General features: G+C 56.5%; 21 protein-coding genes and 1 pseudogene. 10 read left to right on the forward strand and 12 right to left on the reverse strand.

The genetic code is table 11. The features are described 5' to 3' along the window. Positions 1-87: 87 nt before the first annotated feature. From ACODS3_RS01955 to hrpB, 4 genes are all read right to left on the reverse strand, one after another. The gene (locus ACODS3_RS01955) at positions 88-498 is read right to left on the reverse strand and encodes a hypothetical protein (protein ID WP_304575494.1); all 411 of its coding nucleotides are present in this window, start codon (positions 496-498) and stop codon (positions 88-90) included. Then, entirely contained in the window at positions 495-3,242 is a 2,748-nt protein-coding gene (locus ACODS3_RS01960) for an RHS repeat-associated core domain-containing protein (protein WP_489033019.1), read from the reverse strand. The genes ACODS3_RS01955 and ACODS3_RS01960 overlap by 4 nt, the downstream gene beginning before the upstream one ends. Further along, complete coding sequence (locus ACODS3_RS01965; RefSeq protein ID WP_489033021.1) at positions 3,239-4,717, reverse strand: DUF6531 domain-containing protein; 1,479 nt, start codon at positions 4,715-4,717, stop codon at positions 3,239-3,241. Before ACODS3_RS01965 ends, ACODS3_RS01960 begins: the two co-directional genes overlap by 4 nt. A gap of 378 nt (positions 4,718-5,095) precedes the next feature. Continuing rightward, positions 5,096-7,630 (reverse strand): ATP-dependent helicase HrpB, encoded by a 2,535-nt coding sequence (gene hrpB / locus ACODS3_RS01970; protein WP_489033023.1) that lies wholly within the window; start codon positions 7,628-7,630, stop codon positions 5,096-5,098. Between hrpB and ACODS3_RS01975 the strand changes: the two genes are divergently transcribed. From ACODS3_RS01975 to ACODS3_RS01985, 3 genes are all read left to right on the forward strand, one after another. Next, a complete protein-coding gene (locus tag ACODS3_RS01975; protein WP_489033025.1) occupies positions 7,614-7,787 on the forward strand; it encodes a hypothetical protein in 174 nt (57 codons plus the stop codon). The genes hrpB and ACODS3_RS01975 overlap by 17 nt on opposite strands. Before the next feature lie 103 nt (positions 7,788-7,890). Next, the gene (locus ACODS3_RS01980; protein WP_095067773.1) at positions 7,891-8,310 is read left to right on the forward strand and encodes a polyribonucleotide nucleotidyltransferase; all 420 of its coding nucleotides are present in this window, start codon (positions 7,891-7,893) and stop codon (positions 8,308-8,310) included. A 37-nt stretch (positions 8,311-8,347) separates the two neighbouring features. Continuing rightward, positions 8,348-9,253 carry a cation diffusion facilitator family transporter gene (locus tag ACODS3_RS01985; protein ID WP_095067774.1) on the forward strand — a complete coding sequence of 302 codons (906 nt, stop codon included), beginning with the start codon at positions 8,348-8,350 and terminating at the stop codon, positions 9,251-9,253. Here the strand turns inward: ACODS3_RS01985 and ACODS3_RS01990 are convergent. Further along, complete coding sequence (locus tag ACODS3_RS01990) at positions 9,250-9,972, reverse strand: DUF6515 family protein (protein WP_177434646.1); 723 nt, start codon at positions 9,970-9,972, stop codon at positions 9,250-9,252. The genes ACODS3_RS01985 and ACODS3_RS01990 overlap by 4 nt on opposite strands. On the opposite strand from ACODS3_RS01990, the pseudogene ACODS3_RS01995 reads away from it, so the two are divergent. The 3 genes and pseudogenes from ACODS3_RS01995 to ACODS3_RS02005 all read left to right on the forward strand — a co-directional run. After that, positions 9,901-10,413, forward strand: a pseudogene (locus tag ACODS3_RS01995) (hypothetical protein); the annotation flags it as partial. The gene ACODS3_RS01990 and the pseudogene ACODS3_RS01995 overlap by 72 nt on opposite strands. Before the next feature lie 350 nt (positions 10,414-10,763). Then, a complete protein-coding gene (locus ACODS3_RS02000; RefSeq protein ID WP_122313638.1) occupies positions 10,764-11,243 on the forward strand; it encodes an Lrp/AsnC family transcriptional regulator in 480 nt (159 codons plus the stop codon). A gap of 12 nt (positions 11,244-11,255) precedes the next feature. Next, a complete protein-coding gene (locus ACODS3_RS02005) occupies positions 11,256-11,462 on the forward strand; it encodes a DUF2788 domain-containing protein (RefSeq protein WP_095067777.1) in 207 nt (68 codons plus the stop codon). Positions 11,463-11,612: 150 nt separating this feature from the next. Here ACODS3_RS02005 and ACODS3_RS02010 read toward each other — a convergent pair whose 3' ends face one another. From ACODS3_RS02010 to ACODS3_RS02025, 4 genes are all read right to left on the reverse strand, one after another. Next, on the reverse strand, positions 11,613-12,239 hold the full coding sequence (locus ACODS3_RS02010; protein ID WP_489033028.1) for an rRNA large subunit pseudouridine synthase E: 627 nt from the start codon (positions 12,237-12,239) through the stop codon (positions 11,613-11,615). Between the two features lie 65 nt (positions 12,240-12,304). Continuing rightward, positions 12,305-13,768, reverse strand: coding sequence for an AMP nucleosidase (gene amn / locus ACODS3_RS02015; RefSeq protein WP_201018676.1), 1,464 nt, complete (start codon positions 13,766-13,768; stop codon positions 12,305-12,307). 52 nt (positions 13,769-13,820) lie between these two features. Then, the gene (locus ACODS3_RS02020; RefSeq protein ID WP_489033030.1) at positions 13,821-15,470 is read right to left on the reverse strand and encodes an acyl-CoA dehydrogenase family protein; all 1,650 of its coding nucleotides are present in this window, start codon (positions 15,468-15,470) and stop codon (positions 13,821-13,823) included. Positions 15,471-15,599: 129 nt separating this feature from the next. After that, positions 15,600-17,588 (reverse strand): sensor histidine kinase, encoded by a 1,989-nt coding sequence (locus tag ACODS3_RS02025; RefSeq protein ID WP_201018674.1) that lies wholly within the window; start codon positions 17,586-17,588, stop codon positions 15,600-15,602. A 366-nt stretch (positions 17,589-17,954) separates the two neighbouring features. Between ACODS3_RS02025 and ACODS3_RS02030 the strand changes: the two genes are divergently transcribed. Both ACODS3_RS02030 and thiE read left to right on the forward strand, forming a co-directional pair. Continuing rightward, complete coding sequence (locus tag ACODS3_RS02030) at positions 17,955-18,752, forward strand: hydroxymethylpyrimidine/phosphomethylpyrimidine kinase (RefSeq protein WP_095067782.1); 798 nt, start codon at positions 17,955-17,957, stop codon at positions 18,750-18,752. A gap of 22 nt (positions 18,753-18,774) precedes the next feature. Then, on the forward strand, positions 18,775-19,398 hold the full coding sequence (gene thiE, locus ACODS3_RS02035; RefSeq protein ID WP_095067783.1) for a thiamine phosphate synthase: 624 nt from the start codon (positions 18,775-18,777) through the stop codon (positions 19,396-19,398). A 139-nt stretch (positions 19,399-19,537) separates the two neighbouring features. Here thiE and ACODS3_RS02040 read toward each other — a convergent pair whose 3' ends face one another. Together ACODS3_RS02040 and ACODS3_RS02045 are read right to left on the reverse strand one after the other, a co-directional pair. Then, a complete protein-coding gene (locus ACODS3_RS02040) occupies positions 19,538-20,059 on the reverse strand; it encodes a methylated-DNA--[protein]-cysteine S-methyltransferase (protein WP_095067784.1) in 522 nt (173 codons plus the stop codon). Continuing rightward, on the reverse strand, positions 20,056-21,501 hold the full coding sequence (locus ACODS3_RS02045) for an AlkA N-terminal domain-containing protein (RefSeq protein WP_489033034.1): 1,446 nt from the start codon (positions 21,499-21,501) through the stop codon (positions 20,056-20,058). Before ACODS3_RS02045 ends, ACODS3_RS02040 begins: the two co-directional genes overlap by 4 nt. Before the next feature lie 192 nt (positions 21,502-21,693). Here ACODS3_RS02045 and hemL point away from each other — a divergent pair, with 192 nt between their 5' ends. Then, entirely contained in the window at positions 21,694-22,977 is a 1,284-nt protein-coding gene (gene hemL / locus ACODS3_RS02050; RefSeq protein WP_201018672.1) for a glutamate-1-semialdehyde 2,1-aminomutase, read from the forward strand. Positions 22,978-23,166: 189 nt separating this feature from the next. Next, a complete protein-coding gene (locus ACODS3_RS02055; RefSeq protein WP_201007132.1) occupies positions 23,167-23,715 on the forward strand; it encodes a tetratricopeptide repeat protein in 549 nt (182 codons plus the stop codon). 32 nt (positions 23,716-23,747) lie between these two features. On the opposite strand, the gene ACODS3_RS02060 is transcribed toward ACODS3_RS02055, so the two are convergent. Continuing rightward, positions 23,748-24,074, reverse strand: coding sequence for a DUF1820 family protein (locus ACODS3_RS02060; protein ID WP_025261951.1), 327 nt, complete (start codon positions 24,072-24,074; stop codon positions 23,748-23,750). Between the last annotated feature and the right edge of the window lie 131 nt (positions 24,075-24,205).

The following is a 24,205-nucleotide window of genomic DNA, read 5'->3' on the forward strand; positions in this document are numbered from 1 at the left end:
GTTGGGCTCCAGAATAACTTCCGGAGCCTTTGCCATGATGCGCCCTTCATTCTTAATTTCTAGGAGTTCAGCTGGCTGCTCAACATTTTAAAAATAACTAAAAGACAACGTTGACTGCAGGTAAAAAACATCTGAAATTGTCTCTTTTGACAGATAACCATCCTGAATATCATCCGACAACATGACCGGCAAATCCAAATTAAATTCCGTAAACTCAGGCTTAACCTCACCCTGAATCTTTAGAACATGATCCAGACCACCAATATGTGAAATTAACTCTGGAATCATTTCGCACATATCAAAACCCTCCGAAAACTCCAGAGAAAAAACCACATAAGAACGTGCTAATAACGCCCTGGCACCAGGCTTCACATGCTCGCCCTTGTTACCAAACCGAGATGATTTTAGGCCCACCAGTTCAATGACCTGAACGGCGGGCATATCAAAACCACGAAAAGTCAAAGACACCATTTTTTTTCTTTTAGTCAACGAATTCATAAAACCTCCTTCCCCGACCCTCTCCTACCGTCCCAAATCCACTTTCGGCCTGTGGTCTTATCATTATAAATATTAACTTTTGAATCACCTCGACCTTTCTTTGCATCATGAGCATCATCATAGCCAGCCTCTTGAGCCACATCATTGGCTTCTTTATTTCCTTTGATCTTATCTAGATTATTTTCATCTGGCTGATCCTCATAGGAATTATTAAACATTTTCTCAAGAGCAAAAACACCTAGTCCGGCCCCTATCGCACCACCTAAAACTCCGCCAACGATAGTGCCAGGACCTGGGCATACTAAAGTACCCCATGTTGCTCCAATTTCAGCACCTGGAAGAGCAAGAGCAACAGTACCCTTGGGATCAAAATACCTAAGTGGATTGCCGAGAGCATAACTGTAAGTATTGAGTCCTCCACCAAGCCCAATCGGATCGCTCTGGATGTACCGTCCAGTCTCGGAATCATAATCGCGGAAATAGTTGTAGGTCAGGCGGGTCTGCGCATCATAGACCTGCCCAGGAAACCGGAGCGCTACGATCGTCGCCTTGCCATCACCGTCCACATCCTCTTCAGGCGCTTCCACGCCATAAGCATCGCTGTTCCAGCGCCATAGCAACGCTTGTGTGCTATCAGTTGCCAATCTTGGTGTATTCAGATGGTCAGAATGCAGGTAGACCAGCTTGCTGTTGCTAATCTCTCCTAGCGACGAAAAATTGACCGTCAGTTGGGCAAGGGGCATGTCATCCAGCCAGAACCAGTATTGGCCGCTGGTTTTCAGGCCGTTAGCATCGTAAAACGTCTGGCCAATGAGCTTGCCGCTCAGGTCATACAAATACGCTGTAGTGCCTACAAGCGCCTGGCTACCCATTTCGTAAGTACGCTTGGTAATGCGTTGCCCCAAGGCGTTGTATTTGTACTCGGCGACTTGGTAAATGCTGGCTTGATGAACCTGGCTCAGCCGCCCTTGGCTGTCATAGGTATAGCGTCGCCCGTTGAGTTGAGTGTGATTACCGATCAGATCCGTTGCTAATGTCGAACCATTGAGGCTGACCAGTCGATTGCTGTCGTCGGCGTAAGCCAGGGACTGGGTTTCACTGCTATCGCTGCTGTTCAGGTTGCTGGTAATGCGCTGAGTCCGGTTACCGGTGGCGTCGAAGCTATAACCTTTCCTGGTGGTGTTGGTCTGCTCCTGAGTCAAACGTCCCAACGCATCATATTCGTACTGCACCGCCCCCCAGAGGCTATTGGTCGTAGCACTGATATTGCTGTCAGCGTCATAGCGATAAGTCGTTTGCCAGTTACCGACTTGTTGCTGTGTCAGTAGATAGTCCTGATCGTATGTTTTCGACAGCAGGATGCCGTTGCCCCAGGTCAGGGACTTCAGCGGGCCAAAAGGCAGATACGCGATACTACTGGCCAGAGTGACTGTTCTACCACCAAGCGTTAGTTTGATACCGGTCACTTGGGCTGCGCTGTTGCGGGTGTACGTTAAATCTATATTCGACGGGTATCCGATCTGAACAAGATTACTGGCTGCATCATAGCCATAACTTATATTTTCGTAATAATCCCCAGCATTGACACCTACAGAACGGTGTTGGTTGGTCAGATTGCCTTTGGCATCATAGGTGTACGTTAATACACCTGCACTGTCCTGAATGCCGGTACGGCGGCCGATACCGTAATTTCCATTAGAGGTCTGGTCATAGAGAAATTTGATATTAAACGCAGGAGTAGCTGGATAGTTTTTGCTGACCAAACGGTTCAGCGCGTCATACTTATAGTCGGTCACAACACCACGGGCATCGGTACTGCGAATAAGATTATTGGCTTCATCATAAGCGAAAGTACTGGTGCCGGAATCTGCACTTATACTGCTGGTCTGATTGCCTTGGCTGTCATAGGTGTATCGTGTCGTTACGCCACGCGGATCGACAACTTGTGTGACCTTATCATCAGGGTTGTAACTCAAGGCAGTAACGCCCTGCAGGGGATCAACAATCTTACTGAGACGATTCAGGGCATCGAAAGCCTGCTGCGTTTTGTGATCGCGCGCAGTGGTAGAGCCAGCCTGATTGTCATTCAGGTCGTAATCATAACGCCGGGTCTGGTTATCAGCACCCACCGCCTTGATCAAGCGTCCCAACTCGTCGAACACTCGCCGCTGGAGGTGAACAATTGCTCCATTGCTGTCTTTTATAGTGTCCGAAGTGCGGTTACCCATCGAGTCAAGCGTGTAGTCAATGCTTTCACCGAGCAGGTTCGTCACCCCAATAAGGCGTCGCGCGTCGTCATAGCGGTACTTTATCCAATTACCATCAGCCATGGTGATTTGCAGAATATCGCCGACTTCATTATAGCTATACTGCGTGGTCGATGAGTCAACTGTTCGGCTGGCAAGCCATCCTTGCGGGGTATAACCAAGTGTTGTGGCTACTCCATTAGGATCGGTGACAATCTGTGGATTGCCATAACTGTCGAAATTACCAAGGGTATAAACATGGCCAAGCGCATTGGTGACAGTCGTAAGATTGCCTTGAGCATCATATGCATACAAAGTAATGTCACTGACATCCGTTCGGGCACCGTCGACACTTGCGACCTGACCCAAAGATGTATAAGTGTGATTGATAGTGCTGGCATGAGCAGAACATGCAAGCCATGCGCAGGCGAGGCCTGCGATCAGCTGACGCGAAGAAAAAGCAAACATGCTAAGGTCCTTCAGATAATAACTACTCATCGGGAAGTAATCTGCCGAGTGAGTTCCCGTCCTTGATTGTCGTAGCTATATGCAGTAATACGATTGGGTTCAATAACTTTAACTGGTAATGATCGATCAGGGTCCCACTCAGTTGACGTAGTTCGAGCCACAGCAGTCCCAGCTGCTTCAGTACGACTAGCCTCCAGGCCACGAGCATTATAGGAATAGGTTGTGATCAATCCTTTGGCGTCAGTTTTGGTCAATATCTGGCCTTGAGAGTTATAGGTGTAGGTCGAGTTACTTGCCGGACAATTTGGCGTTGGCTCACCTTCAATTGCGATGATTCTCTTAACACCATCAATCTGCTTATAACGATACACCGTAGTTTTGCCTAACTCATTGGTTACCGAGCTGGAACCATCTGCATTGTAAGCAATCTGGGTCAGCCCTGCTCCACCGCTGTGCTGGCTACTAATGGCTCTGCCTCTTTCATCATAGGACCATGTAGCAAAGCGAACACCGCGCTCATCGGTAATCCCCGTCAGCAATCCAGCGTTGCGCGTATCTTCATAATGATAGCTTCGGGTTGAAACCACCCCATTTACATTTTTTGAAAGACTGGTTAAGCGCTGAGCTTGATATAGATACTGTATCTTCGTCCCGCCAGATTCAAGCGTTTTTATCTGACCGAGAATATCTTCAGAAAATTTTACTGACTGGCCTGCTTCATTAGTGACGGTGACATTATATTTATCACGCGAAACGTTGTGCACTAAACCTTGCTGATTGACGATCTTGGTCAGCTGCCCACCTTCAGAAAAGCTCATGATCGAGCCATCCAAGGATTTGAAAGTCCACCCTGCATCAGTAACAACCAGTGAACCCAGATCAGTAGAAGAGGAGTACTTACCATCAGCCAATTTAAACAAAGACTCTCGCCCATCCGAACGGACTAGAACCACAAAATCCGCACCCACATTCAGAGCAGCTGAATAGCTATGCCTCCAGAGCCCATCCATACTATTGTAATAACGCCCGACAACTATAGGACTAGCAGCTCCGCCCCTAAAATCCTCTTCATACTGAAACTTATTGCCGGTCGCGGCATTAATTGGATTACCGACTTGCATAGAGGGGGTTTTGCAGGACAACTCATCGTCCTCTTCACCTTTTTGCCCATTAAAACTGCACTGGGCGGTTGTATAGTTTAAAGTAGCACCTCCCTCACAAGAAATTGTTTTTTTAAAAATAGTCCCCCAATGATTACCCCACCCTCCAACAGTCAAATAAAAGCACTCATACCCCCACGGAGTATCCCTATTAAGATGCGGCGCATATGAATTACTCCCAGCGGGCGCATACTCATAAAATAGATACTCACATCCTTGCCACGGCTTTGAAAATACAGTAATACTCCCATTCGGCCCCGAATCCCAGTAAGTAAACTCTTCCGCCTTCAAGCCCGAGCAGCTAATAGCAAAAAATAAAAACAACGCCATCCCAAAACGCTTCATATCCCTGTTCCATCCAGTGAACACACTATAAAAGCCTCTCAAACTTTCACAAACCACTTTAATTCACAAAGCCATCCCCGCGCCAAAGCCAATACATTCCGCGACACACTGAGCAAGAAAAAACCCAAACAACTTATTAAAAACCACAGCACCACTGCCCCTGCCAAGCTCTGCCAAAATAGTATTTATGATACGCACGCGGCAGTCAACAACCGCCAGAAACAGTATTAACTCTAAGTGTAAATTAATCGTCCTCTTTAAATAATGCAGCCACTCTCCAGCTGTAAAAACTCACCGTACACTCAAAGAAATTTACCGCCTTCAATCACGTCTCGCGGATAAATCCGCTCCTACTCAGCACGGTAGTTGATATTTCCGCTAACTCTTCCTCGGCTTAACCCGCGCAGTCGCCTCCGCCACCAACGGATCATCCGGCCAGTAATGCTTCGGATACCGCCCTTTCAAATCCTTCTTCACCTCCGCATAAGTACTGCGCCAGAAGTTGGCCAGGTCTTGCGTCACTTGCACCGGGCGGCGGGCCGGGGACAGGAGGTGCAGTTTGACGATTTGCCGTCCATTGGCGATTCGCGGTGTATCCAACAGGCCGAATAGTTCTTGCAGGCGGACGGCGAGGATCGGGGGGTATTCGCTGTAATCCAGGCGCACCGATGAGCCGGATGGCACGCTCAGGTGATGAGGGGCCTGTTCGTCCAGGCGTTGGGGCAGTGGCCATGGCAGGAGGTTGTGCAGGATCGATGAAAGATCCAGGTTGCCGAAATGGCTGAGTCGGGTGACTTTGCCCAGATATGGCAGCAGCCAGGACTCCAGGGTTTCGAGCAAGGCAGCATCGCGAACGTCCGGCCACTCGCTGGCGTCCTGTTTCTCCAGGTCCAGTTGGCGGAGCAAGGTCACACGGGCTTGCCATTGGCGAAGCTCCGGCGTCCACGGCAACAGCTCCAGCCCTTTGCGTCGAACCAATCCCAGCAAGGCCTGGCCTCGGGCGGACTCATCAAGGCCGGTCAGTGGCTCGCGGCTGAGGATCAGTTCGCCGACCTTGCGTTGACGCTCGGCGCGCAATACGCCTTCGCGTTCATCCCAGTCCAGTTGATCGAACTCGGCCACTTGTTCAGAGAGCACGGAATCGAACAGTGCAGGATCGAATTCCGCCGCCAGATAGATCCGCTCTTCGCGCTGGCCCTGACGACTGCCAAGGTCGGCGATCACCAGCCAGGGTTGTTTCATCAGCGCATCGACTTCAGCAAACAAGGCTGCACGACCGTTGGCCAGCCGGTATTCGGCACCGCCCGCACGGCGTTGCTGCGCAACCCGATCCGGGTAAGCCAGCGCCAGCAGGCAACCCAGCCAGCGTGAATGATCGGGATCGCTGACTGGCGTTGTGGCAGCGCCCCTCAAATAACCACGATATTGACGCGCCAGTTGTCTGGCCCGCTGCACACCGCCTTGAGTACCACGGGCGGCACGTTCGCTTCCGGCCAGCAAGGTCAGGCGGCTGTGCAAGTCGGCTCCGGCACCGCGCAGGATATCCCGCTCGCCCAGCAATGCCGCGACATCACAGGCCAGTTCACCCAACCCAAGTGCATGGCCGCGCAACAGCAGATGAGCGATTCGAGGATGCGCAGGGACTTGCGCCATCGTCTGACCATGAGTCGTCAACTTGCGCTCCTGGCCCTGCGGGTTGCTCAAGGCACCCAGCCGGACCAGCAGATCCTGGGCCTGTGCATAAGCCGCCACTGGAGGTACATCGAGCCAGACCAGCTGGGTCGGCATCACGCCCCAGCGTGCCAGTTGCAGTGCGAGCCCGGCCAGATCCGCCTGGAGGATTTCCGCCGAACCATAGGCGGCGAGTTGATCATGCTGGGCTTCGGACCAGAGGCGATAACACACGCCCGGCTCCAGACGCCCTGCCCGACCGGCTCGCTGGGTCGCGCTGGCGCGAGATATTCGCTGTGTGTCCAGACGTGTCATGCCGCTGCCCGGATCGAAACGCGGCACCCGCGCCAGACCGGCATCGATCACGACGCGCACGCCATCGATGGTCAAGCTGGTTTCCGCGATATTGGTCGCCAGCACAACCTTGCGTGAGCCCTTGGGCGCGGGCTCTATGGCCGCACGCTGAGCGGCAAGGTCCAACTCCCCATGCAGCGGGCAAAGCAGAATATCGGCACGTTCGCCCAGGGCCTCGGCCAGTTGCTGATTGACGCGCCGGATCTCGGCTTGCCCCGGCAGAAACACCAGCAGGCTGCCGGGCTCATTACCCAGAGCGTCGAGAACGGCCTGCACCACACGAGGCTCAATGAATTCGCCGGGCTGAAAGGGTCGCCCCCACTGCATCGCTACCGGAAACATGCGCCCTTCGCTGCGCACCACTGGCGCACCGTCCAGCAGCGCGGACAGGCGCTCGTCTTCCAGAGTGGCCGACATCAACAGAATCTTCAGTGGCTGTTCGTCACGGAACAGGTCGCGACCATTGAGGCTCAGGGCAAGCGCCAGATCGGCATCCAGACTGCGCTCATGAAACTCATCGAAAATCAGCAGCCCCACACCTTCCAGCGCCGGATCATCCTGCAAGCGGCGGGTCAGAATCCCTTCGGTGACCACTTCGATGCGAGTCTTCGGGCCGACCTTGCTGTCCAGCCGGATCCGGTAGCCAACGGTTTCCCCGACCTTCTCCCCCAGCTCACTGGCCAGCCGCTCGGCCGCGGCCCTGGCGGCCAGACGGCGAGGCTCCAGCATGAGGATCGTCTGCCCGGCCAGCCACGGCTCATCGAGCATTGCCAACGGCACTCGTGTGGTCTTGCCCGCCCCCGGCGGTGCTTCGAGGATGGCTTCGTGGCGGGAGATCAGCGCCTGGCGCAGGGCCGGCAGGACAGCATCGATGGGCAAGGAAATCATGGCGGCTCCAGAACAGGCGACCGATTATAAGCTGCACAGGCGTTTGCAGAAGGTCAGCAGCAGCGGATTTATCCAGGGAAGCGTTGTTTGTTCCGGCTTCTTCGCGGATGAATCCGCTCCCACACAGCAATCGCCCTATTTTCGCGGCGCAAGCTAACGTGATGAATATATGTTTACTCGAAGAACCTGCAGAACACGCAATAGTCTTAGCGACGTAGCCTTTGCCTTGTATAGTTGCCACCTCACTTCAGGAGTTCTCCATGCGCATTCCATCCCGTTTTATCGGCGGCGTTCTGGTCGCCACGCTTTTGACTCAGATTTCTGCGTGCGGCAGCATTTTCTATCCTGATCGTCGCGGACAGATCGAAGGCAAGATCGACCCGGCCATTCTTGCTCTGGATGCCGTTGGCCTGTTGTTTTATGTGATTCCGGGCGTCATTGCCCTGGCTGTGGACTTCACCACGGGCGCGATCTACTACACGCCGACCGGGCATGCGCAGGTCGATCCGCAGAAGCTGCAACCGGCGATCAATGCTGACGGCAGTGTCGACAACAGCAAGCTGCAAGCCATTCTGGAAAGCGAGCTGGGCCAATCCCTGCCGCTCAACGACCCTCGCCTGATCCAGTACAAGGGCAGCGTCGAGCAACTGGCAACACTGGGCCTTCACCCGGCGGCTTGATGCCCATAGAGCTTGATGCCCACAGAAAGGAAGCGCCATGAACACCAGCACCGAACATGCCCGCCTGCTGCGGCTTGCAACGCGGGCATCGTTGCTGGTTGCCAGCACCCTGATCATCGCCAAGGGCGTGGCATGGTGGTTCAGCGGTTCGGTGAGCCTGCTGGCCGGGCTGACCGATTCGCTGCTGGATGGCGCGGCCTCGTTCCTCAATCTGCTGGCGGTGCATTACGCGCTGCGCCCGGCAGATGAGGATCATCGTTATGGCCACGGCAAGGCTGAAGCGCTGTCGGGCATGGCTCAGGCGCTGTTCATTGCCGTCAGTGCCGGGCTGATCGCCTTTCAGGCCATCAAACGTATCCAGTATCCCGAGCCCTTGGGCGCGGCGGGACTCGGGATCGCGGTGATGGTGCTGTCACTGATCCTGACCATGGCTCTGCTCTGGCTGCAACACAGGGTCATCAAGGAAACCGGCTCGGCGGCCATCCGCGCCGACTCGCTGCACTATCGCTCCGATCTACTGCTCAATTTCAGCATTCTGCTGGCTCTGACGCTGACGTTATTCGGCTGGCAACAACTGGATGCCTACTTCGGACTGGGAATTGCCGTCTACATTCTTTGGAGTGCGTTTCAAATTGCTCGCGAGACGGTATCGGTGCTGATGGACGAAGAGTTACCAGCCGATGTCAGCCAGCACATGCTGGAGCTCGCGTGTGGCGTGCCGGGGGTTCTGGGCGCACATGACCTGCGTACGAGGATTTCCGGCAATCGCTGGTTCGTGCAGTTGCATCTGGAGTTACCGGGGAGTCTGACGCTCAGCGTCGCCCATGGGCTGTGCGATCAGGTGGAAAACGCCATACACCAGCAGTATCCAAAAGCGGAAGTGCTGGTGCATGCCGATCCACAGGAAGTGGTGAAACAGGCTCAGGCAACATCAACAACCTAGTTGACGCTATAGCCTCGCCCCGCAAGGCAGGCGCCCATCGAGCGACGATAAAGATCCACCACCTCGGCCTGCGGCTGGGAAGTAATGTTCGCCGGATCAAAGCCGCTTTGCTCTACGGCCCAGCGGTAGCATTGGTAACGATCCAGCTCGACCTGCTCAGGGCTTTGGCCATTGAGTGGGTAGGAAACCGGGTCATAAGCATTCTGCGCTGGCACCTGGCTGTAGGTCGGTTGATTCTGTGGCGGGTTGACCACCACATACTCCTGACTGTCGGCCTGATAGGCGTAGTAAGTACCGGCGGCCAGGAACAGCAACGAACTGCCGATCCAGATTTCCTGCGAGTAAGACGGCAGGCTGCGCACGCGCAAGCCATAAGGCGGCGTCACCACCACATAGCGCGGGCCTTGCGGGCGATACCAATAGCCTTGTGAATAGAAGTAATCCTGTCCGCGATACGGAACACGCGCGTAGCCACCGGGAACTCGGTCTATCGTATAACCGGGTCGATACTGCGGGCCCGGCCCCCAGCCATTGCCACGCCCGTCGGGTCGACCTTCCCAGCGATCATTGGGACGGCCATTACCGGCAGACCAGTTGCGATTGCCACGCGGGTTGTCCTGATAATAACCCTGACGTGGTTGCTGGGTTTGCCAGGATTCCCGAGGTGCGGTCTGGATCGGCAGATTGTTCTGGTGCTGCTGGAACTGCTGACGTTCGATCTGCCGTTGCTGATTTTGCTGGTCCTGGATCTGGCGCTGCTGATTCTGTTGTTGCTGGTAAATCTGCTGTTGCTGCTGGCGCTCGACCTGACGCTGCTGATTCTGCTGGTCCTGGATCTGGCGTTGCTGATTCTGTTGCTGCTGGTAGATCTGCTGCTGTTGCTGGCGCTCGACCTGACGCTGCTGATTCTGTTGTTGCTGAATCTGCTGCTGTTGCTGACGTTCGCCCTGAAACTGCTGGTTCTGCTGCTGTTGCTGGATTCTGCGCTGCTGCTGTCCATTGTCGCCGGAACTGCCGCGATACTGATCCTTGAAGGAGTCATCCTCAGCCAATGCATGGGCGCTGATGCTCAAACACAGCAGACTTAACCCTGTCAGCTTCCAGATGCCAGATTTCATGCTTTCCTCACTAGGGCGCGGATAGACGTAGTTAAGACTGTAATAGTGGCGCGCCGTTCTGCGCACTTTATCAGGACGCAAAGAAAAGGGGACCTGTCTGGCCCCCTTGGGATACTTCGTCCTGGCGCGACGCTTATGACGTCGGCTCACCTCATACGTCTTCTGGACTGTATGTAGCCCGGGGGCCTGGCCGACCCTGTCGGGTGGGAGGCCGCGGCGGCCTGATTGGGCGAGCCGCGCTGGACGCTATGTCCGGGCAGTGATTCTGTTGAAAAGAATAGGCCTGCCGGACCGACAAAAGATTGCGAAGATCACTTACAAAAACATTACTTGCGCAATTTTTTACTTCATATCAATAATTCAGCGCAATTAAACTCACAAAGGGGAACATCGTGAGCAAGCTCGACAGATATGACCTGAGCATTTTGGCTGAACTGCAACGCGACGCACGCATTTCCAACCAGGAACTGGCAGAGCGTATCGGGCTATCGCCATCGCCCTGCTCGCGCCGCGTCAAACAACTGGAAGACGACGGCTATATCGTGCGACAGGTTGCCTTGCTGGATCGCAAGAAGCTCAGCCTGAACCTTACTGCCTATGTGCTGATCGGCATGGATCGACATACGCCGGAGCGATTCGAGCATTTCGAGCAACAGATCCGTAACTTGCCTCAAGTGCTGGAATGCAGTCTGGTGACCGGTATGGACGCCGATTATCAACTGAAAGTGGTGGTTCCTGACATGGATCACTACCAGAAACTGCTGCTGGGCCATCTTACCCGCATCGAAGGCGTCACCAGCGTCAAGTCGAGCTTCGTGCTCAATCAGGTGCTTGCCAGCACTGAGTTGCCCTTGACTCATCTGCGTAGCTAGACGGAGTAAACGATGGACCCCGTGCTTTTTGAAGAGTGGATGATGACCATTCTGGTCACCATCCTGATCTGTTTCATGGGTTTTATCGTCTGGGATCTGGCGAAGAAGTCCAAGGCCGGCAAATTCGGCACCTTCATCCTGTTCTTCGTGCTGGGCCTGGGAATCATGGCATTCGTGATCAAAAGCCTGGTGATTGCCTATATCGAGAATGGCTCATGAGCCACCCCGATCAATTAAGGCACACACAAACTTGTAGGAGGCAGCTTGCTGGCGAAAAAGGCCTCAAAACCGGCAGATATTCTGCGTCTGCACGAGAAGTCGCCAGCAAGCTGCCTCCCACAAAGTGATTTATGACCTTAACGGATTCGGTCAGGGCTTGATCTCCCGGTACTGCCCCTGATCCAGCCCTTCCAGTGTCCAGTCGCCGATCCTGACCCGCACCAGCCGCAGGGTTGGCAGGCCCACAGCGGCAGTCATGCGTCGCACCTGCCGATTACGGCCTTCCTTGATAATCAGTTCCAGCCAACTGGTCGGTACGCTTTTGCGAAAACGCACCGGTGGGTTGCGTGGCCAGAGTTGCGGCTCTTCCAGTTGGCGAGCCTCGGCGGGCAAGGTCGGGCCGTCGTTGAGTTCGACACCATTACGTAACTGCTGCAATTGCTCCTCGCTCGGCTCACCTTCGACCTGCACCCAATACGTCTTGGGCAGTTTGTGCCTGGGGTCGGCAATACGGGCCTGAAGCTGGCCGTCGTTGGTCAGCAGCAGTAAACCTTCACTGTCGCGGTCCAGACGCCCGGCCGGATAGACGCCGGGGATGTCGATAAAGTCCTTGAGCGTTGCCCGACCTTCGCCATCGCTGAATTGCGTCAGCACATCAAAAGGTTTGTTGAACAGAATGAGCTTTGGCTCAGCCGGAGGCGCTTTGGCGACACGCCGGGCAGCGCTGGCATTCTTGGGAGCTGGACGACGAGACACAGGACGTTGGGTGCGGGACATGGGAGCTTAGAGACTTGAAAACAGAAAGGGCCACTTTAGTGGCCCTTTACATAAATACCAATCACTTAACGGAAAGGCGGCTCATCGAAGCTGCGCAGTTTGCGCGAATGCAGCGAATTGAGTTCGGTACGCAGCAAGTCCAGGGCCGCAATGCCGATCTTCAAATGCTGGCTGACAGCACGCTCGTAGAAAGCGTTGGCCGAACCCGGCAATTTGATTTCACTGTGCAGAGGCTTGTCCGATACGCAGAGCAAGGTGCCGTAAGGCACGCGCAGACGATAGCCTTGAGCCGCAATGGTGCCGCTTTCCATATCCACGGCCACCGCACGAGACAGATTGATGAGCGGTCGCTCCTGTGCCCAGCGCAGCTCCCAGTTACGGTCATCGTAGGTCAGGACGGTGCCGGTGCGCAGGCGCTTTTTCAGGCCTTCGCCACGCTCGCCGGTGATCTGAGCCGCCGATTCCTGCAACGCCAGTTGCACTTCGGCCAGAGCCGGGATCGGGATATGCGGAGGCAGCACGCGATCCAGAATGCCGTCACGGCGCATGTAAGCGTGAGCCAGTACATAGTCGCCAATGGTCTGGGACTGACGCAGGCCGCCGCAGTGGCCGATCATCAGCCAGCAATGAGGACGCAGCACCGCCAGGTGGTCGGTGATGTTCTTGGCATTGGACGGGCCGACACCGATGTTGACCAACGTGACACCGTGGCCATCTTCGGCGATCAGGTGATAGGCCGGCATCTGGTAACGGTGCCAGACCACGCTGGCAACGATGGCCTGTGCCTCTTCGGTTCCCATGCTCTTGTCGACCACAACGTTGCCCGGCAACACCATGCGTACGAAACGCGGGTCGTCGCGCAGTTTTTCCAGACCATGCAGGATGAACTGGTCAACATAACGGTGATAGTTGGTCAGCAGAATCCACGGCTGTACATGCCGCCAGTCGCTGCCGGTGTAATGCACCAGCCGTCGCAGCGAGAAATCCACCCGTGCCGCGTCGAACAGTGCCAGAGGCAGCGGATCGGTATTGGCCCAGTCATACAGGCCGTCAGCAATGCCGTCGGTCGCAGCAGACAGGTCGGTACTTGGGAAAACTCTTGCCAGCGCGGCGGCTGTCACGCCGGAGCCTGCCAGTTCATCGCCCTGCTCGACCACGTACGGATAAGGAATGTTCTGCTCGCTGACGCCCACTTCGATCGTGACAGTGAAGTCGCTCATCAACGGCCGCAATTGCTCAAGCAGGTATTTGCGGAATGCCTTGGGGTGGGTCACGGTGACGCTATAGGTGCCGGGCAACTGCACCTTGGCGTAGGCGCGAGTCGTCAGCGGCACATCGCCCTGATAGGCGTAGGTCAGGCGCAACTCCGGGTAGCGGAACAGCGCTCGTTGCTCGGCGTCGGGCTCGACACGGTCTTTCAGGTAGCGTTTGAGCGCCTGGCTCAGCGCGCTGGTTGCACGTTCATGCAGTTCTGCGAGCCGCTCCACAGCTTGCTCGGCGTTTTCTACAACAACAAAGGCTTGCGTCACGGTTTAGGTCCTGTCTGATCTTGCAGACCTGCATCCTAACGGGTTCCCGTGCTTATGCCACCTGCGGCGAAGAGCGAGCCAGTAAAGTTTCTGCATCGACACCTACCGGCAAAGCGCCATAAACGCGCCCGGACGACAACAATCGGCCAGCAATGAAACCGTCGCTGACGGCAGCATTGCCCCCTTCGAGCAACAGCCTGGCCTGCAAGCCGACCGCGATATCTTCAGTCAACTGCCGGGCACGATACTGGATATCGCGGGTGTCCTTGAATGCGGCTTTCAGTTTTTCGATATGCGCTTTCAGATGCCGATCACCATGCCCGTCGCCCAGTTCATGGAACAGGGCATCAAGCACGCCGGGCTCCTTGGACAGCGCCCGCAATACGTCCAGGCACTGCACATTGCCGGAGCCTTCCCAGATCGAGTTGACCGGCGCTTCGCGATACAGACGCGGCAGAATGCTGTCTTCGACATAACCGGCGCCGCCCATGCATTCGGCGGCTTCGTTGATCATGGCCGGCGCACGCTTGCAGATCCAGTACTTGCCCACCGCCGTGACCAGCCGCACAAAGCGCGCCTCATGATCGTCATCGAGATGGTCAAGCGCGCGCCCCATGCGCAGGGTCAGCGCCAGGGCGGCTTCGCTTTCCAGCGCCAGGTCGGCCAGCACGTTCTGCATCAACGGTTGTTCGCTGAGCAATCGCCCGCTGACCTTGCGATGGGCGCAGTGGTGCATCGCCTGGGTCACGGCCTGACGCATCAGGGCGCTGGAGCCGATCATGCAGTCGAAACGGGTCATTGCGACCATTTCAATGATGGTCGGCACACCACGCCCTTCTTCACCGATCATCCAGGCCAGCGCGCCGCGCAGTTCGATCTCGCTGGAAGCGTTGGACCAGTTGCCCAGCTTGTTTTTCAGACGCTGGATATAGAACTCGTTACGGGTGTCATCCGGTCGATGGCGCGGTAACAGGAAGCAGCTCAGGCCCTTGTCGGTCTGTGCCAGAGTCAGGAATGCATCACACATGGGCGCAGAGCAGAACCATTTGTGGCCGACCAGTTCATAAGCCTGCCCCGGCCCGCTCGCGCCCACCGGATAAGCCCGTGTGGTGTTGGCGCGCACGTCGGTGCCACCTTGCTTCTCGGTCATTGCCATGCCGATGGTTGCACCGGTTTTATGGGCGATGCCGATATTGCGCGGGTCGTAGCGGGTGGAGAGGATTTTCGGCAACCATATCTGCGCCAGTTCAGGCTGCAACCTGAGCGCCGGTACGCTGGCAAAGGTCATGGTCAGCGGGCAACCACTGCCAGGCTCGGCCTGGGTATGCAGATAGCTCATCGCGGCCCGCGCCACATGGGCGCCGGGTTGCGGATCGGTCCAGGGCAAGGAAGGAATGCCATGCTCGATGGCAGCACTCATCAACTGGTGATAAGCCGGGTGAAACTCGATCAGATCGATGCGGTGGCCGTATCGGTCATGGCTGGCAAAGGTCGGCTTGTTCTGATTGGCGAGGAAACCGGCCTCCATGAGAGGTCCGCCCGCCAAAGCGCCATAAGCATCGATCCGGGGCTCGGCCCAGCCTGCATCAAAGCGCTTTACCCACGCTTGCAGCGGCAGATCGATACGGTAGAGATTGGCGCCATCCAGTGAAGGCGGCTGATTGGTCACTTCGTGGGTTTCAGCGAGTGGATGCAGGTTCATGAGTAGCCTCCTTGTCTGCGGGCGCGCATGCGAGCCATTTAACACAGCCTGATGCGCAGCAGTGAACCATGCAGACACAGCTTTAAACAGTGCCGTTCATGACGAATGAGCGGGGCTTTTTTCCTGCCTTCAGATCCCCCACTGGGCCTTGGCTGCCGGAGCCTTGCGCACAGCGCCCGGTATGGCCATCAGCAAAGGCAGGCTCAGGGTGAAGCAACTGCCCCTGCCCGGCTCGGAACGATGACTCAGGCTACCACCCTGCAACTCGACCAATTGCCGACAAATCGCCAGGCCAATACCCAGCCCGCCATATTCGCGCGTCATGGAGCCATCGACCTGGAAGAACCGCTGATACAGCGTCGCCTCATCGAGCTGGCTGAAACCGATACCGGTGTCCATCACCTCGACTCGCAGCAGCAAGACGTCGTTGTCATGCTGTTGCGCCATGGCCCGAACCTTGACCGCGCCTCGCTTGGTGAACTTGATCGCATTGTCCAGCAGGCATTCAAGGCACTGGTACAGCTTGTGGACATCGCCACGGACACTTTCCGGCAACTGCCCGTCCAGCTCGAACCTCAACTCCAGACCCTTGGCCTGTGCTGCACTGCGAAAGCGATCACGCAACTGCTCAAACAGGCCGCACGTGTCAAAGGCATCGCTTTCGGCATACAGCACACCGGCCTGAAGCTCGGTCAGGGTCAGGATGCCGTTGATCATGCTCATCATGTCCTGAGCCGAGGCGGCGGCCGTCTGCTGATACATCTCCAGCTCGCCGTCCATCTTCACCGTCTGCATCAGTTCCAGCGAACCGATGACGCCATTCATCGGAGTCCGCAGTTCGTGGGTGAGCGTGGCCAGAAACTCGTCCTTGAGCCGGTTGCTCGTGGCCAGTTGCCGATTGAGGCGTTCCATATCCTTGCCGGCTTCCAGCAATGTCTGAGCCTGTTGCTCGCGGATATGGTTGACACGGTCAGCCAGTGCCAGAGACAGCAGCGCCATCTCCAGCACCGAGCTGATCTGGCTGGCATACAAGTTAAGGAAGGTATTGGGGATATAACCGAACAGCATCACGGCGTTGACCAGCCCGCCCATCAAAAACACAACCCATGCGACCAGGAAGTAGCGGGCGATTCGTACGCCTTTGAGTACGGCCGTGATGCCCGTTGCCAGCATCACCAGGAAACACGTCAGCACCAGCATCGTCACCGTTCGCAGCGCCACCCCGTAATTGGCAAACAGGGCAAGCAGCATTGCTACGACGGCACCCGCCATCACTGTGATCAACAGACCATCCAGCCAGCGCGCCAGGGCTCTGGTCTGCAGAAAACTGCGTGAAAACTGGCTGACGAACAATACGGATATCGCCATCAGGAAAGGCGTCGCGGTATTGGCCCAGGTGGGACTATCCGGCCAGAGGTATTCGACGGCAACGCCATTGATCGACAACTGATACAAGCCGAACGAGGCAATGTACAGGATGTAATACAGATAGCTGGGGTCACGCACGCTGATATAGATGAACAGGTTGTAGACCAGCATGCCCGTCAACACGCCATAGATCAGCCCCAGGATGTAGACCTTTGCGGGCTGCTCTTCCATGTAGGCATGGCTGGACCAGAGATTGATCGGCGCCTGGATCGGCCCCTTGCTGGAAACACGCAGATAGACCGTGATGGGTTTGCCCGGCTGCAAATCCAGGCCGAACACAAAGTTGCCCTGCTTAACATCACGGCTTGAAAACGGCAGCATGTCGCCGGTTTTCCAGGCCAGTTGATAGCGTCCGTTTCCGTCCGGCAAATAGACATCGACATGGTCCATCGGCGGATAGGCCAACTCCAGCAGCCAGTCGGAATGCTTTGCCCGAGGGTTGGGCTTGTACAACAGATCGACCTTCAGCCAGAACGCCGAATGAGAATAACCTGCATTGAATGTTTCACTATCGGGCACACGAAAAGCCGTTGCCTCGGATGAGATGCTCTCGATGTTCGCCTTGCCACTCACGTCTTCAAAAACCTGAAGCTCGCGCCCCAGCGGCAAGCTGCGAGTGGTTTCATCAAACTCGACGGCATGGGCCAGCAATGGAAACCAGACAACCAGCATTATCAGCAAATAGCGCATAAAGCCCCAAGGTAGAACGTCGCTGTCATTTCATCCGTTGATGACGACGCCCCGCAATTTCTTTCCTTGAAACAGGCAATAGTTCAAAAACAGATATGTCAGTGTGGACCTTGCTTACGCTGATATGCCTGACTCGTGGCAATAAAAATCACCAGCGGTAAAAAGGCTTCAGGAATAACCAAGCATAGCGGTTAATGGCTTTTAGTCACTACCACTTTAAAATTTAAGCAATGGCTCTATCTCGGCCATCACCGGGCAAACTGAAAATTTTTTACCCTTGCAAGGGTCGTTGATTTTTCAGTACCCCCCAGAAAAACCCGGAACGACCGGCGGCTCGGGAAAGGTTTAGTGATAAGCTCGCGCACCATGAATATTTATAGCTCCCGTCCCGTAGTCCTCTGCCTCAGCGGCCACGACCCCAGCGGTGGTGCCGGTCTGCAGGCTGATATCGAAGCCCTGCTTGCCCAAGGCTGTCATGCCGCACCGGCCGTAACGGCCCTGACCGTGCAGGACACCGTCAATGTCAGCGACTTTCGCGTGCTGGACCGTGAATGGGTCCTGGCTCAAGCCAATGCTGTCTTCAATGATTCGAGCGTAGCAGCAGTCAAGCTGGGTATGTTGGGTTCATTGGAAATGGTGGATACCGTAGCGCAATTGCTGATGGCGCATCCCGGCCTGCCAGTGGTCTGCGACCCGGTTCTGCGCGCTGGCGGCGGTGGCCGGCTGGGCAAGGATGAGGTCGGCTACGCGATGCGTGAACGGCTGTTGCCACTGTCGACCATTGCCACTCCCAATCTGCCGGAAGCCCGGATTCTGGCCGAATTGCCCGAAGGCACGGCAGACGAATGTGCGCAAAAGCTGCTGCCGTTCTGTGAAAACCTGCTGATCACCGGCGGTCATGGCGATGAACAGGAAGTCCATAACCGCCTGTACATCCGTGGCGGCCAGTCCCATACCTTTATCTGCCAGCGCCTGCCTGGCAGTTATCACGGTTCGGGCTGCACACTGGCCAGCGCCCTCGCCGGACGACTGGCTCAGGGAGAAGCACTGATCAGCGCTGTGCAGACAGCGCTCGACTACACTTGGCGAACGTTGCGGGACGCTGAGCAGTTGGGCAAGGGACAATTCGTTCCTCGCCGTCTCCCCCTGGACTTTTGTTCGTAACGCCTGACATGAGGCCCATTCGATGAAACTACGTGGCCTGTATGCCATTACCGACAGCGCACTGTTGGCCGGTAAATTCCTGCCTTACGTCAAGGCCGCACTCGATGGCGGCGTGACCTTGCTGCAATACCGGGACAAGACCAACGACGAATCGCGCCGCCTGCGCGAAGCCACTGAACTGCTCAAGCTGTGCGAGCAATACAAGACCCGGCTGATCATCAACGACGACGCTGAACTGGCAGCTCGTCTGGGCGTCGGCGTTCACCTGGGACAAACCGATGGCTCGCTGCCGGATGCCAGGGCACTGCTGGGTCATAAGGCGATTGTCGGGGCGACTTGCCACGGCAAGCTTGAGCTGGCGGAAAAAGCGCGTGCCGACGGTGCCACCTACGTGGCGTTCGGGCGGTTCTTCAACTCCCAGACCAAACCCGATGCGCCTGCCGTGCCTTTCGATCTGCTGGATCAGGTACGCGCCAAAGTGTCTTTGCCGATTGCCGTGATTGGCGGCATCACTCTGGAAAACGCACCGCAACTACTGGCCCGCGGAGCTGATCTGCTGGCAGTGGTACACGGGTTGTTCGGGGCAGAGAATCCGCAGGAAGTGACGCGACGGGCGAAGGCGTTCAATGATCTTTTTCGTGAGTGAAATACCTTTTCGCGAATGAATTCGCTCCCACTGCAGGAGATCACCCGCCGCCCAGGGCAAGCGCGCTCCTACAGAAAAACGTTTTAATTCATGATGTTGTGTTTATGTTTGATGAGAGTGAATTCATTCGCGAAAGCCGCTACACGACTCCAATAACCTTCAGCTCAAAATCAGGCATCCCGTTGGCATTCTCCAGCGCCAGTAACGCTCGCTTGCGATCAACGCCACCGGCATAGCCTGTCAAATCCCCGCCTGAACCGATGACCCGATGGCAAGGCACAATGATCGAAATCGGGTTCTTGCCATTGGCCGTGCCGACCGCTCGGGAATGCCCTGGGCTGAGGCCCATTTTCCGGGCCATGGCACCGTAGGACAGCACCTCGCCATAGGGAATGCGCGCCAGTTCGCGCCAGACCTGCTCCTGAAAGGAAGTGCCACGAAAACGCAGCGGCACCTCGAATACCCGGCGCTGGCCATTGAAGAACTCGGTCAGTTGCTCCTGAGCCTGGCGAATCACCTTGGGGACAGCATGATCGTTGGGCAGCAATATCAGTTGCGGAAAGTATTTCTGGCCGACGAAGTACACGCCCGTCAGCGCATCGTCCTCGGCTCGCAAGGCAACATCGCCCAGCGGGCTGGAAAGCAGATAGCCATGAATCATTTTTTGGCCTCCTCACGTTGACGCCAGACATGCACCGTCGCATAAGCGCGCCAGGGTGCCCACTGGCTTGCGTATTCATTGAGCTGGGCGACCGTTGCACAGCCTAGATGTTTTTTAAGTACCGCATCGCCCTCCGGAAATGCATTGGGCCAGCCCAAGGCGCGCATGGCGATATATTGCACGGTCCACTCACCGATCCCCCGAATATGCCGCAAGGCCGACAGGGTTTCATCCAGTGGCACCAAGGGCTCAAGCATGATGCGTCCTGCTGCCACCTCCTGGGCTACCGCGATGATGGCCTCGGCGCGAATACGGATAATACCCGTTGCAATAAGCTCTTCCGGACTCAGGCAAGCCATCACTTCGGCCGTCGGGAACGCATGATGCAGCCCGAAAGGTGCCTCATCCACCGCCGTACCGAAACGCTCGGCAATACGGCCAAGAATCAACCTGGCCTGAGTCACCGATATCTGCTGGCCGACCACCGCCCGGACCGCAATCTCGAAACCGTCAAACGCACCCGGTACACGCATGCCCGGCAACTCGGCAACCAGTGCTCCAAGGTGCGCATCCACCAGATCGGGCCGGCAGCCGGTGTCGAAAACCCGCCGCACTCGTCCCAACACCTGGGCAATACCCGACTGAAGAGACGCCGATACACTCACCACCAAGGCATGACGCAACGGCGCATGGCTCACGGTCACCCAACCGGCCAGACGACGCCCCGCATGCTCGATGGTGAGCACCCGGGTGTAGGCGTCTTCAGCGACATGCTCAACCCCTGCAATACAGCGATGAGCCAGAAACTCCAGCACACCATCCCATGAAAAAGGCGGTCGGTACGACAACTCGAAACGCATGCTGGCCTCACCGGAGCGGTGCGTGGCCTTTCTCAAGCGCAGCGGGTTAAGACCATAGCGTTCCTGAAACACATCATTGAAACGCCTGACGCTGCCGAACCCGGAAGCCAGCGCCACTTCGGCCATGGACATCCCCGTATCGGTTAATAAACGCTTGGCGATCAACAGGCGCTGGGTCTGGGCAAAGTCGATCATGGACACACCAAACTCGGCCTCAAAGATCCGCCGCAGATGCCGTGAGGTAACGCCCACACGGTCAGCCAGTGCATCGAGGCTTCTACCGCTCAAGAAGCCTTCTTCAATCAGTCGCGCGGCGGCCTGGGCCAACCGGCTGGAGACATCCAGCAGCCCGTGACCCGGCGCCAGTTCCGGGCGGCAGCGCAAGCAAGGACGAAACCCCGCCTGCTCGGCGGCCGCCGCCGTTGCATAAAAGCTGCAATTCTTCGCCAGTGGCGCACGTACCGGACACATCGGCCGACAATAAATCCCGGTCGTCGCTACGCCCATGAAAAACCAGCCGTCGAAACGGCGGTCCCGGGCGATAAAGGCCGCATAACACACATCAGGATCAAGAGTTTTCATAAGACTGACCCTACTCCAGCACCGGGAAAAAGTCTGGCTGAATTCGGACATGTGCATCCGGCAGCCATGTGGCATTTGCTATAGTGCGACTCCCTACGCCTCCAGGCCTCGTGACGTCACCGAAGCAGCCATGCACAGAGCTGCACACTCAGCGTAGAAACGACTTCCCGGTTCAAAAGCAGAGACCCGATCATGTCCCGTTCCGAAACACTCTTCGCCAACGCCCAGAAACACATTCCCGGCGGTGTCAACTCGCCCGTTCGCGCTTTCAAGAGCGTTGGCGGCACGCCACTGTTCTTCAAGCATGCTGCCGGTGCTTACGTGACTGACGAAGACGACAAGCGTTATGTCGATTATGTCGGTTCCTGGGGACCGATGATTCTGGGTCACAGCCATCCGCAAGTGCTCGACGCCGTGCGCAGCCAACTGGAACACGGCCTGTCCTATGGCGCACCGACCGCCATGGAAACCGAAATGGCCGATCTGGTCTGCTCACTCGTGCCGTCCATGGAAATGGTGCGCATGGTCAGCTCCGGCACCGAAGCGACCATGAGCGCGATTCGTCTGGCCCGTGGCTACACCGGTCGCGACAGCATCATCAAGTTCGAGGGCTGCTACCACGGTCACTCCGACAGCCTGCTGGTAAAAGCTGGCTCCGGCGCACTGACGCTGGGCGTGCCAAGCTCGCCAGGCGTTCCGGCAGCGTTCGCCAGGCACACCCTGACCGTGCCGTTCAATGATCTGGAAGCGGTCCGCCAACTGCTGGCCGATGTCGGTCAGGAAGTGGCATGCATCATCGTCGAGCCGGTCGCAGGCAACATGAACTGCGTTCCGCCTGCACCGGGCTACCTGCAAGGCCTGCGTGACCTGTGCGACGAGCATGGCGTGGTGCTGATCTTCGACGAAGTAATGACCGGCTTTCGCGTGGCACTCGGCGGCGCCCAGGCTTACTACGGCGTTACACCAGACCTGAGCACCTTCGGCAAGATCATTGGCGGCGGCATGCCCGTGGGCTGCTTTGGCGGCAAACGCGAAATCATGTCGCACATCGCACCGCTAGGGCCGGTCTATCAGGCTGGCACGCTGTCGGGCAACCCGCTGGCCATGGCCGCAGGTCTGACCACGTTGCGCCTGATCAGCCGCGAAGGCTTCCACGATGAGCTGAGCGACTACACTCGCCGCCTGCTCGAAGGCCTGCAACAGCGTGCCGATGCAGCGGGCATCCCGTTCGTGACCACTCAGGCGGGCGGCATGTTTGGCCTGTATTTCAGTGACGCTAGGGAAATCGTGACCTTCCAGGACGTCATGACCAGCGATGCCGACCGCTTCAAACGCTTCTTCCACCTGATGCTGGAAGGCGGCGTGTACCTGGCGCCAAGTGCATTTGAAGCAGGCTTTACTTCCATCGCCCATGGCGAAGCGGAGCTGAAACTGACCCTCGATGCTGCCGAAAAAGCGTTCGCCGCTCTGAAATAAGCTAATGTAGGAGCGAATTCATTCGCGAATGAATTCGCTCCCACGGGTTTAAACCAGATAAATCGGGGCCGTGCAGCAGAAAATCCGTAAAGACTTTGTAAGGTTGGCCCTGCTTATTTCATAATGGCCAGCCAGCACGTTTCGCTGGACGGGTACGCCCGCACCTTTTTCAGAGGTAAGTCGACTCCCATGAACCGCACCGGCCGCACCCTTGCATTGGGCTGCCTGTTGCTTGTCTATCCCCTGCTGACCAATGCAGGCGGCAACTCGTTGTTAATCCCAGCGGTGGGTCGTTGCACCCTAAATACTCAGCCCGAGAATCTTCCGGCTGCGCTTTCGGCATGCCAGCAAGCTGCACAATCCGGGGATGCGCAAGCACAATACGAACTGGGCGAGTTCTATTACGAGGGCCAGAACACCCCTCGCGACCTGCCTCAGGCACTCAACTATTTCGAGCAGGCGTCGTTGCTGGGCCATGCGCAGGCGCAATATCAACTGGGTTTGATGTTTGCTCGCGGCGAAGGCGTGCAGGCCAATAACATTCAGGCGTATATCGTGCTGAAGATGGCTGCGGTCAACGGTTCGGAAGAAGCGCTGGATGCTGCTGACGAAGTGTCGGCAAAGATGAAGCGCGATGAACTGGAAGTCGCGACCCAGGTGCTGGGCCAGATTTTCCGCAAGTACCTGATGGAGCTGCAAACCGCCGAAGGACGCTCTCCATTCTCTCCACTGCCCTGATCGAATAGCGTCAGGGCAGGCTTTCTTCACTTCTACTTTTCAGGCATCGGCATAGGAAACGGCATCACATTGCCACCGCCACGTGCCTCGCTGATCTTTGGCGTGCCCATGCGCTCGACCTCATCGATCCGCACGATCGAATGCATCGGCACAAAACTGCGCACCACGCCCTCGAACTGTGCCTTCAGCTTTTCTTCGCTGGGGTCAACCACGACAGTCGTACGCTCGCCGAAGACGAACTCCTCCACTTCCAGAAAGCCCCACAGATCACTTTGATAGATCTGCTTGGCGTACATCTCGAACACCTGGCCCTGGTTGAGGAAAATCACCTTGTAGATTGGAGCTTCGCGTTTGGTCATAAAAGCCGGATAACAATCGGGGATGGAAAAAAGGGCACGAATTATAGCATGCCCATCAGACAGCCAACGCTAGGAACCCGTGAGCATCGTCCCTATAATGCGCGGTTCTTTGAATCCGCTGATGATCACGC

This window comes from Pseudomonas sp. FG43 (genome assembly GCF_057809175.1).

Excerpts from the sequence above, each read along its gene's own strand:
- ACODS3_RS01955 (WP_304575494.1), bottom strand. The coding sequence starts at position 498 with ATGAATTCGTTGACTAAAAGAAAAAAAATGGTGTCTTTGACTTTTCGT.
- ACODS3_RS01960 (WP_489033019.1), bottom strand. The coding sequence starts at position 3,242 with ATGAGTAGTTATTATCTGAAGGACCTTAGCATGTTTGCTTTTTCTTCG.
- ACODS3_RS01965 (WP_489033021.1), bottom strand. The coding sequence starts at position 4,717 with ATGAAGCGTTTTGGGATGGCGTTGTTTTTATTTTTTGCTATTAGCTGC.
- ACODS3_RS01975 (WP_489033025.1), top strand. The coding sequence starts at position 7,614 with ATGGGCAAGGAAATCATGGCGGCTCCAGAACAGGCGACCGATTATAAG.
- hrpB (WP_489033023.1), bottom strand. The coding sequence starts at position 7,630 with ATGATTTCCTTGCCCATCGATGCTGTCCTGCCGGCCCTGCGCCAGGCG.
- ACODS3_RS01980 (WP_095067773.1), top strand. The coding sequence starts at position 7,891 with ATGCGCATTCCATCCCGTTTTATCGGCGGCGTTCTGGTCGCCACGCTT.
- ACODS3_RS01985 (WP_095067774.1), top strand. The coding sequence starts at position 8,348 with ATGAACACCAGCACCGAACATGCCCGCCTGCTGCGGCTTGCAACGCGG.
- ACODS3_RS02005 (WP_095067777.1), top strand. The coding sequence starts at position 11,256 with ATGGACCCCGTGCTTTTTGAAGAGTGGATGATGACCATTCTGGTCACC.
- ACODS3_RS02010 (WP_489033028.1), bottom strand. The coding sequence starts at position 12,239 with ATGTCCCGCACCCAACGTCCTGTGTCTCGTCGTCCAGCTCCCAAGAAT.
- ACODS3_RS02020 (WP_489033030.1), bottom strand. The coding sequence starts at position 15,470 with ATGAACCTGCATCCACTCGCTGAAACCCACGAAGTGACCAATCAGCCG.
- ACODS3_RS02025 (WP_201018674.1), bottom strand. The coding sequence starts at position 17,588 with ATGCGCTATTTGCTGATAATGCTGGTTGTCTGGTTTCCATTGCTGGCC.
- ACODS3_RS02030 (WP_095067782.1), top strand. The coding sequence starts at position 17,955 with ATGAATATTTATAGCTCCCGTCCCGTAGTCCTCTGCCTCAGCGGCCAC.
- thiE (WP_095067783.1), top strand. The coding sequence starts at position 18,775 with ATGAAACTACGTGGCCTGTATGCCATTACCGACAGCGCACTGTTGGCC.
- ACODS3_RS02040 (WP_095067784.1), bottom strand. The coding sequence starts at position 20,059 with ATGATTCATGGCTATCTGCTTTCCAGCCCGCTGGGCGATGTTGCCTTG.
- ACODS3_RS02045 (WP_489033034.1), bottom strand. The coding sequence starts at position 21,501 with ATGAAAACTCTTGATCCTGATGTGTGTTATGCGGCCTTTATCGCCCGG.
- hemL (WP_201018672.1), top strand. The coding sequence starts at position 21,694 with ATGTCCCGTTCCGAAACACTCTTCGCCAACGCCCAGAAACACATTCCC.
- ACODS3_RS02055 (WP_201007132.1), top strand. The coding sequence starts at position 23,167 with ATGAACCGCACCGGCCGCACCCTTGCATTGGGCTGCCTGTTGCTTGTC.
- ACODS3_RS02060 (WP_025261951.1), bottom strand. The coding sequence starts at position 24,074 with ATGACCAAACGCGAAGCTCCAATCTACAAGGTGATTTTCCTCAACCAG.